The sequence below is a fragment of the Rhodococcus sp. IEGM 1302 genome (genome assembly GCF_030056935.1).
Taxonomy (GTDB): Bacteria; Actinomycetota; Actinomycetes; order Mycobacteriales; family Mycobacteriaceae; genus Rhodococcus_F; species Rhodococcus_F qingshengii.
The window spans coordinates 1-11,940 of sequence record NZ_JASHKY010000036.1; the positions used below are offsets into that span (position 1 = coordinate 1).

Annotated in this window: 14 protein-coding genes; 4 read left to right on the top strand and 10 right to left on the bottom strand. The window is 64.0% G+C overall.

The window, feature by feature from the left end; all coding sequences use genetic code 11:
* Positions 1 to 156 precede the first annotated feature (156 nt).
* From sepX to QM609_RS26920, 4 genes are all read right to left on the bottom strand, one after another.
* Positions 157 to 891 (bottom strand): divisome protein SepX/GlpR, encoded by a 735-nt coding sequence (gene sepX / locus QM609_RS26905; RefSeq protein WP_007727521.1) that lies wholly within the window; start codon positions 889 to 891, stop codon positions 157 to 159.
* A gap of 267 nt (positions 892 to 1,158) precedes the next feature.
* Positions 1,159 to 1,794, bottom strand: coding sequence for a GNAT family N-acetyltransferase (locus QM609_RS26910; protein WP_007727523.1), 636 nt, complete (start codon positions 1,792 to 1,794; stop codon positions 1,159 to 1,161).
* 21 nt (positions 1,795 to 1,815) lie between these two features.
* The gene (gene glp, locus QM609_RS26915; RefSeq protein ID WP_003946353.1) at positions 1,816 to 3,075 is read right to left on the bottom strand and encodes a molybdotransferase-like divisome protein Glp; all 1,260 of its coding nucleotides are present in this window, start codon (positions 3,073 to 3,075) and stop codon (positions 1,816 to 1,818) included.
* 125 nt (positions 3,076 to 3,200) lie between these two features.
* Complete coding sequence (locus QM609_RS26920) at positions 3,201 to 4,112, bottom strand: UTP--glucose-1-phosphate uridylyltransferase (RefSeq protein ID WP_003946415.1); 912 nt, start codon at positions 4,110 to 4,112, stop codon at positions 3,201 to 3,203.
* Positions 4,113 to 4,171: 59 nt separating this feature from the next.
* On the opposite strand from QM609_RS26920, the gene QM609_RS26925 reads away from it, so the two are divergent.
* The 4 genes from QM609_RS26925 (at position 4,172) to mscL (ending at position 6,519) form a co-directional block, all read left to right on the top strand.
* Positions 4,172 to 4,750, top strand: coding sequence for a 5-formyltetrahydrofolate cyclo-ligase (locus QM609_RS26925; protein ID WP_042921299.1), 579 nt, complete (start codon positions 4,172 to 4,174; stop codon positions 4,748 to 4,750).
* 111 nt (positions 4,751 to 4,861) lie between these two features.
* Positions 4,862 to 5,173 (top strand): FmdB family zinc ribbon protein, encoded by a 312-nt coding sequence (locus QM609_RS26930; RefSeq protein WP_003946378.1) that lies wholly within the window; start codon positions 4,862 to 4,864, stop codon positions 5,171 to 5,173.
* A gap of 77 nt (positions 5,174 to 5,250) precedes the next feature.
* Positions 5,251 to 5,997 (top strand): SAF domain-containing protein, encoded by a 747-nt coding sequence (locus QM609_RS26935; RefSeq protein WP_050656885.1) that lies wholly within the window; start codon positions 5,251 to 5,253, stop codon positions 5,995 to 5,997.
* A gap of 99 nt (positions 5,998 to 6,096) precedes the next feature.
* Complete coding sequence (gene mscL, locus QM609_RS26940; RefSeq protein WP_047272495.1) at positions 6,097 to 6,519, top strand: large conductance mechanosensitive channel protein MscL; 423 nt, start codon at positions 6,097 to 6,099, stop codon at positions 6,517 to 6,519.
* Positions 6,520 to 6,578: 59 nt separating this feature from the next.
* On the opposite strand, the gene QM609_RS26945 is transcribed toward mscL, so the two are convergent.
* The 6 genes from QM609_RS26945 to QM609_RS26970 all read right to left on the bottom strand — a co-directional run bounded on the left by QM609_RS26945 (position 6,579) and on the right by QM609_RS26970 (position 11,939).
* A complete protein-coding gene (locus QM609_RS26945) occupies positions 6,579 to 6,755 on the bottom strand; it encodes a hypothetical protein (RefSeq protein WP_003946347.1) in 177 nt (58 codons plus the stop codon).
* A 6-nt stretch (positions 6,756 to 6,761) separates the two neighbouring features.
* Entirely contained in the window at positions 6,762 to 7,259 is a 498-nt protein-coding gene (locus tag QM609_RS26950) for a MogA/MoaB family molybdenum cofactor biosynthesis protein (protein ID WP_176720912.1), read from the bottom strand.
* Between the two features lie 80 nt (positions 7,260 to 7,339).
* Complete coding sequence (locus QM609_RS26955) at positions 7,340 to 8,899, bottom strand: S1C family serine protease (RefSeq protein WP_228232785.1); 1,560 nt, start codon at positions 8,897 to 8,899, stop codon at positions 7,340 to 7,342.
* 226 nt (positions 8,900 to 9,125) lie between these two features.
* The gene (locus QM609_RS26960; RefSeq protein WP_228232796.1) at positions 9,126 to 10,505 is read right to left on the bottom strand and encodes a HAMP domain-containing sensor histidine kinase; all 1,380 of its coding nucleotides are present in this window, start codon (positions 10,503 to 10,505) and stop codon (positions 9,126 to 9,128) included.
* 65 nt (positions 10,506 to 10,570) lie between these two features.
* Complete coding sequence (locus tag QM609_RS26965; protein ID WP_003946387.1) at positions 10,571 to 11,257, bottom strand: response regulator transcription factor; 687 nt, start codon at positions 11,255 to 11,257, stop codon at positions 10,571 to 10,573.
* 70 nt (positions 11,258 to 11,327) lie between these two features.
* Entirely contained in the window at positions 11,328 to 11,939 is a 612-nt protein-coding gene (locus QM609_RS26970) for a trimeric intracellular cation channel family protein (protein WP_003946409.1), read from the bottom strand.
* Position 11,940: the final 1 nt, after the last annotated feature.

The following is an 11,940-nucleotide window of genomic DNA, read 5'->3' on the forward strand; positions in this document are numbered from 1 at the left end:
ACCCCTGACCTCTTCGATGCGAACGAAGCGCGCTACCAACTGCGCCACAGCCCCGTGCCACCGCCTCAGCGGTGCTCGGCAACTCTAACAGGAACGAATACTCCCGTTGGAATCACCCGACACGAACTTTCGGCCCGACAAGATCGGCCCAGAAGATCACTGACCGGACGCGCGACGCATCTCGGTGTGCCTGATCTCTTCTTCGTAGTGATCCAGGTGATCGAACACCGGATCTTCGTCGTCGACCTCGAGGACAACCGCTCCCGGCCGACGCAGTCGCGCCGGAATCAGGCGAAGCTCTTCGTCGGTGTGCGATTCGACTCCGAGTCGCGATCGGTTGAGGCGTTCGGTACGACGGCGGCGAATCTCTTGCTCGATCCGAACCTGCCGACGCAAGTACGCCATGTACCCGCCGAGGCCGCAGACGGTCAGCGCAAACAGCCACCACACCATCGGCGAGATGATCAATGCGAGAGCGCCCGAGAGAATCGCGACGAACGCAAGTCCCAGCAATGTCCGCTGACGGAATGCATACCGCGCCTCCCGGGCGATGGCATCCGCTTCGGGGTCGAATCCGCCTCGGCCGCGCCGAACCGGAACAAATTCTCCGACCGGTGCACGACCGCCGGCGTAGTCGTCTTCTGCGTGAGTGTCCATCTGGTCCTCCGCGTCGTAGCTGCTGCGCACTGGTTCTGGTTGCCAGTTCGGATCGCTTCGATGTCCTGCTGCCGGCCCGCGCTGAACAGGGTTGCTGTCGCCGCGGTGGAGTACTCGAGTCGCGAGTGCCGCGTCACTCGTCTGCCGGATCCTGGGGCGCTTGTTGACAAGCATCGGCACCAGGACGAACAGCCACACGGCCACCAGCCCGATCCACACGAATGAGCTAGGCATGCCGCGACCTCCTCCCGATCACCTACCAGCACCTATGCCAGCCGTTGACGAGTCAAGGTTAACGGCCGACGCCCTCACATCGTTGCCGACGCGCCGAACCCCACCATACTCATGTGTCACACGCGTACCGAACTGAACTTCCGGTTCAGTCCCAAAAGTCTCGAGTTCTGGTTGAATCAAAAACCACATTTTCCCGCCCGAAAGTAGGACTACTCAGCGGTAACTGCTGTTTAGCTCGCGTTTCTCACGCTTCTGGCGCCGTCTTCGTCACACCCACGAAGCGCGTCCGGACCGCACCAATCTGTCGACGACGGTGGTGGGTACTTCCTCGATGGTCATTCCGACCAGAAGATGATCACGCCATTGGCCGTCGACATCGAGGTAGCGCTTGAGAAGACCTTCCTCCCGGAACCCAACATTTCGTAGGACTGCGCGACTCGACGCGTTCTCCGGCCGAACAGTGGCCTCCACTCGATGCAGACCGACCTTCGAGAATGCGTGATCGAGTGTGAGTGCAACGGCAGCTGTGGCTACGCCCCCACCGGTCACGTGCGAGGCGACCCAATAGCCCACCCAGGCGGACCGCAGAGCGCCGCGCACCACATTTCCGATGGTGACCTGCCCGCAGTACTTCCCGTCGAGTTCGATCACCAGGGGAAGGATCCTGCCCTTGCGCGCTTCGGAGCGAAGGTTTCCGCACAGGGACGGCCAGACGGTGATGTGGTGGCGAGCATCCCAGGGCGATTCTCCGGTGGGCTCCCACGGCTCGAGGTGCTCGCGATCGCGAATGCGGAGACGACTCCACACAGCAGCGTCACGGAGCTTCACGGGGCGGACGGTCACCACTCCCGCGGGCACTCGCAGCGGGCCGAGATCTTCCGGCCATCCTGGATGGACTGACATCACACCCCACTCGGGTCGGCGTTACCCACGTTGGGCGAGAAAAGCTACGTCGACTTCTTCACCGATGTGCACTTCGGTGACGTCTCGATCGACCAGAACCAAGCAATTGGCTTCCGCCAAGGTCGCGAGGAGATGTGAGGACGCACCGGGCGCGCCCCCGAGGGCCTGCACGAGGTACTCCCCTGTCGCTTCGTCACGCATCAGCTGACCACGCAGAAAACCCTTGCGATCGGCAATCGACGTGATCGTTCCCACTGTCCGAGCCTTCACTACTCGCCGCATCGGCTGGCGGCGTCCGAGCGCGATTCTGATCAGCGGGCGAACCATGACTTCGAATACCACCAGTGCGCTGACCGGGTTGGACGGTAGGAGAAAGGTCGGAACCTCGTCCCTTCCCAGCTTTCCGAAGCCTTGCACCGATCCCGGATGCATGGCAACGCGCTCCACCTCGAGTGTCCCCAGGTCGGCAAGCGCCTCACGAACCTCGTCGGACGCTCCGCCGCCCACGGCACCGGCGATGACAACGATTTCCGAGCGAATCAGCTGTCCCTCGACTACTTCGCGAAGACGACGAGAGTCGTTGCCTGCGATTCCCACACGGTTGACGTCGGCGCCGGCATCGCGCGCTGCGGCGGCGAGGGCATACGAATTGACGTCGTAAACCTGGCCTGGCCCCGGCGTGCGATCCACGTCGACGAGTTCTCCACCGACGCTGATAACCGAGAGGCGCGGACGGGGATGGACGAGTACTTTGTCGCGGCCGACCGCAGCGAGCAACCCGACCTGTGCGGCTCCGATGATGGTGCCTGCCCGAACGGCCACGTCGCCCGGCTGGACGTCGTCGCCTGCACGGCGAACGTAATCGCCCGAACGCACCGGCTCGAAGATCCGAACGCGAGCGCGACCACCGTCGGTGTTTTCGAGCGGGAGCACGGCGTCGGCCAGCGTGGGCAGCGGCGCGCCCGTGTCGACTCGAACGGCCTGACGCGGTTGCAAGCGGATCGGTTGGCGTGAGCCCGCCGTCACCTCGCCGACCACCGGCAAGCTGAGGTCCGTAGGCTCGCCGTCCTCGCCGCGGAGGTCGGCTCCAGCTCCGGCGACATCGACACTGCGAACCGCGTAACCGTCGATGGCAGCTTGATCGAATCCCGGCAATGGGCGTTCGGTCACCACTTCCTCGGCACACAGCAGTCCCTGCGCCTCCGAGATGGCGACCCGAACCGGACGGGGTGCCACTGCAGCAGCGGTAACCCTGGTCTGCTGCTCCTCAACCGACCGCATCTGGTCCGCGTCCTCCTGTGTCTGGAAATTCGGTGATATCCGTCAGCTCATGATGCCTTGCCGCCGAAAAGGGACAAGCACATTGATACTGCGTTATCGGGCGATCAACCACCGTGGCGACACGCTCAGCGGTCGAGCCGATCCGCGAGCCACTTACGCAAGGACGGGCCGTAATCGTCACTGTCGAGTGCCAGGTCCACCGAAGCGCGGAGGTACCCGCCGGGGTTGCCCAGGTCATGACGCGTTCCGCGGTGCACCACCACGTGAACCGGATGGCCCTCGGAAATCAGGAGAGCGATGGCGTCGGTGAGTTGCAACTCACCGCCGGCTCCCGGCTCGATGCGACGAAGTGCGTCGAAGATCGCACGATCGAGCAGATAGCGACCTGCAGCGGCAAAGGTCGACGGCGCGTCTTCCACAGCCGGCTTCTCGACCATGCCGACGACCTTGAGGACGTCGGGATTGACCGCGTCGGGAACGATCTCGACGTCGAAGACGCCGTAAGCGCTGACTGCGTCTTTCGGGACGTCGATTGCACAGAGAACGGATCCGCCGCGCTTGGCCCGAACTCGCGCCATGATCTCCAGGACGCCACGCGGTAGTACGAGATCATCGGGCAGAAGGACCGCGATGGCATCTTCGTCGTCGTCGAGAACCGACTCGACGCAACCGACTGCATGCCCGAGGCCGAGGGGCTGCTCCTGAATCACGGAGTCGACTTCGAGCAAACCCGGCGCTTTGCGCACCTTCGCCAGGGCAGCGAGTTTTCCGCTTGCTTCCAGCTTGCTTTCGAGCACGAGATCCTCGACGAAGTGGGCAACCACGCCGTCTTTGCCCGGGGACGTCACGATGACGAGCCGCTCGGCTCCCGAGTCCGCAGCTTCACCTGCCACCAGTTCGATACCCGGTGTGTCCACGACCGGCAGCAATTCTTTCGGAACCGTCTTGGTGGCAGGCAGGAAACGCGTACCAAGTCCGGCTGCGGGAACCACGGCCGTACGGAAGGCCCTCGTGCTGCTAGCGACAACGTCTGTCATGCCAACACCTTAGCCGCCGCTTGTTACCGCTCGGTCAGCACGACGAATATCGTTGCGGGGTGACACCTCAGACAAAAGCACAATGGCGACAAATCACACTCGCAGCACGTGATGCAGTCTCCGAGCACACTCGAAACACGGAAACTGCGGCGTTGATCACGCACATACGTTCAGTGATTGTCGACGGCTCGGTCGTCTGTGCGTACGTCCCCACCCGCACCGAACCAGGATCCACCGATTTGCTCGACGCCGTTGCCGAGATCGCTCAGCGTGTACTACTTCCGATCACCGGGGAGCCGGGACCGTTGTCCTGGGTCGAGTACAGCGGCGCGGACGGTTTGCGCCCCGCGAAGTACGGCATTCGGGAGCCTGTCGGACCCGTCTTGCCACCGGAAGCCCTGTCCGACGTGGAATGCATGCTTGTCCCTGCTCTCGCGGTGGATCTTCGCGGAACACGCCTCGGCCGTGGCGCAGGCTTCTACGACCGGACGCTCGGGTCGGTCGGACCACAGACTCGGCTCGTGGCAATTGTCAGAGACTCCGAACTCGTCGAGGCCTTGCCTGCCGACGACCACGACATTCCCATGGGCTGGGCATTGACGCCAAGCGGCGGTCTCACGCCGCTCCAAGGCGATTGATCTGCGGGAATAGATCCCTGATTAGCGCTGTTGGCACTGTCACTTGTAGAGTGCTAAAGGCTGCGGTGTAAATACGCGGCTGCTCGAACATCACAGTGCGGAGGAAGCCCGGTGCCCACCTACTCATACGCATGTACGGAATGTGACAACCGTTTCGACATCGTCCAGTCCTTCAGCGAAGATTCGCTGACGGTCTGCCCAGCTTGCTCAGGCAAGCTCCGCAAGCTGTTCAACTCTGTTGGCATCGTGTTCAAGGGCAGCGGCTTCTACCGCACCGACAGCCGCGGCGGCTCCGGGACTGCGAGCGAGCCGGCCAAGAGCGATTCGGCACCCGCTGCGAAGTCCGAGTCCAAGTCGGACTCCTCTTCGACATCGAGTTCGTCGACCAGCACGCCGGCGCCCGCAAAGGCTGCCGCAAGCTGATTTCCACAACCTCCGGGTTGTCCACAGGTTCACATTGTCAGGGCCGGAAGCACCGCTTCCGGCCCTAACGTGCATGAATGCCGTCAGTACGTTCTCGTTCGCCGAGGCGCTCCCATCCATTGCGCGCCCAACTCGATCTCAGCCCGAGCACCTTCGATCGCGTCGTCGAACTGACACGCGGCACACGGTTTCGCTCAGCGACCGTCCGCAAGATCGCAGCGGTCGTCCTGGCCACACTCGGCGTTGTTCTCTTCTTTCGAGGCGATCCCGCGACCGACACCGTCGCCGTAGTTGTCTCGAGCCGCGATCTCACTCCGGGGCAGGTGATTGCGGATTCGGACGTCGAGGTCCGCGAGATCGACTCGAAACAACTTCCCGAAGGAGTTGTCTCCGACACCGACCTGGTAGTCGGGAGAACCGTTGCCGGCCCGATTCGCTCCGGAGAAACCGTCACCGACGTGCGCGTTCTCAGCCCACGGCTGGCCGGGTTGTCGGTAGGAACCGACGACGCCCGCATCGTCCCCGTCCGATTGGCCGATGCGGCCGTCGCGGACATGTTGCGCAGCGGGGACGTCGTCGACGTCCTGACCGTCGGCCCTGACACATCCCGCCCAGACACACCCCACCCCGACACACCCAACGAATCAGTTGCAGACAAGGCCCCACAAATTCTTGCGGCAGGAGCGGTAGTCGCGTTGGTCACCACGTCGGAAAGTACACGTAACCAGCAGGAACAGGTGATTTTGCTGGCCCTGCCGACACCAGCAGCCAACGTCGTAGCCGCGGCATCTCTGTCCAATGCGATCACCGTGACATTCCGCTGACCGCACAAAGCGTCCGAAGCTCCTCTAGGATTTTTCCAGTCGGTTCGGTATCAACGGACCATCTGGCACTTGCCATCGGAGACTCGAGGGGACACCGACATGCTCAAGGGATTCAAGGACTTCCTGCTTCGCGGAAACGTGCTCGACCTGGCCGTCGCAGTGGTCATCGGCGCGGCCTTCACCGCCATCGTGACTGCCTTCACCAGCAATATCATCAACCCACTTGTCGCTTCGATTGGCGGAGCCAACGAATACGGGTGGGGCATTCAGCTGACGGGTGACTCCGCTGAGACGTTCCTGAACTTCGGTGCGGTGGTCACCGCGATCATCAACTTCATCATCATCGCAGCGGTCGTCTACTTCGTGCTGATCGTCCCTGCGAATGCGGCGAAGAAGAAGTTCGTCTCCGAGCCCGAGGACAAGGAAGCCAGCGAAACCGATCTGCTCATCCAGATCCGCGACATCCTCTCGGCCAATGCCGGTGGCGCCGACACGGGAGCGCACGCCAAGTCTCTCGAATAGGCAGTGCCCACAGATCAAATCAGGCCCTCGGACAATTGTCCGGGGGCCTGATTTACTTCTCAACCGCCGTGGTGCGGGGGCCGCTGACTGCGCAGCCAGTCGTCGTCCGAGGACCGCGAGGATCCTTCGGGACCCCGCTCGTCCGACGTCGTCTCGGGAAAGACGTCCCCGAAGATGCGCGCCAGGCGCTTCTTGTCGACTGACGGCTTCTTCGGGGTATCTGGTTGCTCCGACAAGCTGTCTCAGCCCTCGAGGCTGGACAGCTCGGCGATCACGTGACTCGCCAAAGCCGTCAGGGTTGCCATGCCGTCGCGAATTGCCGGCCTGGTCGACGCCAGATTGGCTACCACGGTGCTTCCCGAAACCCCGACGAGGCCGCGGGACAAGCCTGCTTCGAGCGATCCGGCCGAAAGACCGGAAGCACGAAGTGCTTCGGCAATTCCCGGGATCTCGCGATCGAGAACCTCAGCGGTCACGTCAGGAGTGACGTCACGCGGGGATACCCCGGTACCGCCGACCGAGATGACGAGGTCGACGCCACCGATGACTGCGGTGTTGAGAGCGTTGCGGATCTCCACTTCGTCGGCGGCGACGGCGACCGTCGCATCGACGAGAAAACCCGCTTCGTTCAGCAGTTCCGTGACCAGTGGACCGATGGAGTCGGTGTTGTCGCCGTGGGCTGTGCGATCGTCGACGATGACGACCAGAGCGCGGCCGGCCGATGTGGCTTCGAGTTCCATGACTCCTACCGTAGTGTCCGATCCCGACGCCGTTGCGATCTGGCCGAAGATCGGGTCGATCGTCTGCTGATCGCCGAACATCATCGGCCGCCCTGCGCTGCCGCGGTTCCCAACGTGACGTCGACGGTCTTGGTCTGCCCGCCGTCGCTGTACGTGATCGAGACCTTGTCGCCGGGAGCATGTGAACGCACTGCCGCGATCAGCGAATCACCATCTGCGACAACACGATCGTCGACCTTGGTGATGACTGCACCCTTCGGGATACCGGCCTTGGCGGCCGGCCCGTCAGCAGTGACATCCATGACGGTTGCGCCGTCGGCGTTGTCCTGCGACGGCACGGTCACGCCGATCATGGCCTGAGTCGCCTTGCCGGTCTTGATCAGTTCGTCGGCGACGCGGCGTGCCTGATCGATCGGGATGGCGAAACCGAGGCCGATCGAACCGCCTTGGGTACCCGACGACGCTCCGAGCGAGGCGATCGCCGTGTTGATGCCGATCAGCTGGCCGTCCATGTTGACGAGGGCGCCACCGGAGTTGCCGGGGTTGATCGCTGCGTCGGTCTGCAGAGCGTCGATGACGGTGTTCTGGTTGCCGGACTCGCCGCTCGTGGACACCGGGCGATCGAGTGCGGAGATGATGCCTTCGGTGACCGTGCCGGCCAGGCCGAGTGGGGACCCGACGGCAACCACCTGCTGTCCGACCTGGACGTCGCCGGAGTTGCCGAGATCGATGGGGGTGAGGTCGTTGCGACCGTCGACCTTGATGACGGCGATGTCGGAGACGGGATCGGCACCGACCAGAGTGGCCGAGGCCTTGGTTCCGTCGGAGAACGCAACGCGAAGTTGCGCTCCCTGTGCGCCGGCAACGTGGTTGTTGGTCAGGATCAGACCGTCGGAGGACAGGATGACACCGGAGCCCTCACCGCCCTGTCCCTGCGCGGTGGCTACCTCGATCTGCACGACGCTCGGCACGACCTTCGAGGCAACGGCCTGAACCGAGCCGGCGGGAGCGTTGGACGTGTTGGTCGCAGTGGGCTTCGGAGCGTTCAGAGAGTTGGTGACCGTCGCGGTTCCACCGTTGCGGTCCGCGACGACGGCGCCGACCACGCCACCGACACCACCACTGACCAGGACCAGGGCGAGAGCGCCGGCAACCAGCGCCATGCGTCCCGACTTCGGCTTGGTGGTGGTCGAACCGGAGTTCGGCCCCTGCAGCGGTGCGGGGATCTGATTGTGGCCGCCGCCCGGGCCGTTCGGACCGCCGGGGCCACCAGGGTTGGGTGCGCCGTACGGGGCGCTCTGCTGGTACGCGGCCTCATGGGCACCGTGCGGGTGGCCGAAAGCCTGCGTGGGCTGCTGCTGTGCCTGCCCGAAGGCTTCGGTGGGCCTGCCTTCAGTGGGTCGGGCTTCGGCGGGTCGGGCTTCGGCGGGTCGGGCGAACGACTCGGTCGGCTGGTACGGCTGCTGAGGCGCCTGCCCCTGAGGCTGCTGCGGCGGCACGGGAGGCTGTGCCTGAGGTGCTGTCGGCTGTGCCTGAGGTGCTGTCGGCTGTGCCTGAGGTGCTGTCGGCTGCGCCTGGGTGGTGGGCTCGCTGTTGGGCTGCTCGGGCCGGGTCGGCCCGACGTTACGGTCCTCGGTCATCGGCTCGCTTTCGTCTACGGTGACCACCGGACGGGCAGTCACAACTGTTCTGCCGACAATGCTGCCTTGCGCTGCTGAGAAGGCGCTGAGACGTGCCTGTCACTTTACCCAGAGTTCGACGTGAAAAACCGGTGTTGTCGGTTCGGCCCGAAAGACTTTCGGGCCGAACGCATTAAGCCGTGACGTCAGTCACCGAAGCGAGGGACCAACGGGTCTACAGAACACGCTACTCGGCACTCAGCCCCGGTTCACCGGGAAGCACGATACGAACAAGCGCTCCCCCACGATCGGATTCGTCGATCGCGATGGTGCCGCCGTGCTTGACGACGACCTGACGCACAATCGCAAGTCCCAGACCCGATCCCGGCATCGAACGTGCCGCAGTCGACCGGTAGAAACGATCGAACACCAACTCCCGATCCTCCTCCGGAATGCCAGGTCCCGCATCACTTACGGTCAATTCCAACAATCCTTGACCCACCGGTCGCATTTCGACGCGTACCTGTTCGCCCTTCGGACTCCACTTCGCAGCGTTGTCGAGGACGTTCAGCACGGCACGCGACAGGCCCGCTTGATCTCCGTAGACGTACCACGGAGTCGTGACCGCCTCGAACTCGATTTCGTTGCGCCTGCGCCGCGCTCGTTCGAGCGCACGCTCGACGACGTCGCTGACGTCGACGCGCTCGTACACGGTTTCGGGTGCGTCTTCACGGGCCAGGTCGACGAGGTCGCCGACCAGAGTCGAGAGTTCCTCGATCTGCGCGACGACGTCGGCACGAAGTTCTGCCATGTCCTCGTCGGGAATCTGCGGCGCACCGGGGCGACTTGACGCGATCAGCAATTCCATGTTGGTGCGCAACGAAGTCAACGGCGTCCGCAACTCGTGTCCGGCGTCCGCAACGAGGCGCGACTGACGCTCACGGGACTCGGCGAGCGCCCGCAGCATCGTGTTGAAACTCTCTGTCAGGCGCGCCAATTCGTCGCTGCCGGTAACGGGGATCTGCGTCAGATCGTCGGTCCGAGCGACTCGTTCGGTGGCAGCAGTCAGCCTGGCAATAGGTCGTAAACCGGTGCGGCCCACGGTAGTACCCGCCACCGCCGCAAGTATGACGCCACACCCGCCGACCACGAAGAGCACCCAGGCCAGACGGTCCAGTACCGCAACGGTCGGCGCGAGCCGCTGACCGATCACCAAAGTGCTTCCGTCATGGGTTCGTTGAGCCAGCACTCGCTGACCGTCGACGGTTCGCAGCGAGGAATCCGATTCGCCACGCGCTACGGCGTCTTCGGCTTCACCGATCGGCACGTCGGAACCGGGCGGCTGGTACGTGCTCAGGTCCGAGAAGATCAGGGCCACACTGATGTCGGTGGTGTACAGCGTCGCACCGGAGATGTAGCGAGGATCGAATCGCACGACATTGCTGTCGATCAGCACCGCTGCCCTGGTACGCAACTGGTGATCGACGTCCGCGTAGAGCGCACGCGAAACCACCGCGTAGGCAGCGATCGCCATGACTGCGACGGCAATGGCCACCACCGACGCGGCGAGCAGCGTCACACGCCAACGCAATGACACCGAACGGGTCAGTGGCATCGGCGGGCGCATTTCGACGGACGCTTGGGTGGTGGAGGATTTCTTCGGTTCGGCGTTCTTGCCGAACGGAGCGGTGATCACGGAGGCGTCTCCCGCAGGACGTATCCGACTCCGCGGACGGTGTGGATCAACCTCGGTTCGCCGTCGGCTTCCGTCTTGCGACGCAGGTAGCCGACATACACCTCGAGGGCATTGCCGGACGTCGGGAAGTCGTATCCCCACACTTCTTCGAGAATGCGTCCACGGGTCAGCACGCGGCGTGGGTTGGCCATGAGCATTTCGAGGAGGGAGAACTCGGTGCGCGTCAGGCTGATCGATCGTTCGCCGCGCTTGACCTCACGGGTGACCGGGTCGAGGGTGAGGTCCTCGAACGCCATCATTTCGGAATCGGCGTCCAGATCGGGCGCGGTGCGGCGAAGTAGTGCACGCAACCTGGCAAGCAACTCTTCCAAAGCGAAGGGCTTGGGCAGGTAGTCGTCCGCTCCGGCATCGAGACCGGCCACTCGCTCGCTGACCGAATCGCGGGCGGTGAGCACGAGGATGGGCAGGTCGTCGCCGGCACTGCGAAGACGACGGCACACTTCGAGTCCGTCGAGTCGCGGCATCATGACGTCGAGCACGACGGCGTCGGGCCGGTTGGCGAGGATCTTCTCGAGTGCGTCGAGCCCGTCGACCGCGAGCTCGACCGTGTAGCCGTTGAAGCTGAGCGACCGCCGAAGCGACTCGCGAACCGCCCGGTCGTCGTCGACCACCAAAATACGCATACCGACAGTTTGGACTGAAGTGCTGAGATGCGGCTGAGAGGGTCCGATTCCGGCCTCCGGCGTGTCGCGGTCAGTCCCGGGTTCGCCTCGGCCCGGGCAGGCTCCAATGACGCCATAACGCAAGCAGTCTGAACACCGCGGCGAACGCCGTGCCGCACACCAGCGCGGCGTTAGTGGACAGTCCGGCTTGCGAGACTGTGACCACCAACGCAGCGCCGAGCAGTGCGGGAACCGCGTACAGGTCCTTGTGCAGGAGCAGTGGCACCTCGTTGACGAGAACGTCGCGGATCACGCCGCCGCCGATCGCCGCGGTCGCACCGATCAACGTCGCCGCCAGCGAACTGGCGTTGTTGTCCAGCGCGATGACGGCGCCGGTACTCGCGAACAAGCCCATCCCCAGTGCGTCGAGCGCCAGGATTTCACGACGCAGTCGATTGAGCGGCTCGTGGAGGTAGAACACGGCGAGTGAGGTGGCGGCGGCCGTTCCGAAGTACGGCCAACTGCTCAGCGAGCTGGGCGGATGGACGCCGAGGAGAACGTCGCGGACGATACCGCCGCCGATGCCGGTGAACACACCCACCGAGCACACCCCGAAGATGTCGAGTCGCTTGGTGACGCCCACCAGGGCACCCGAGGCCGCGAACGCCACGATGCCCACCAGTTCGAGGATCCTCAGCAGCACC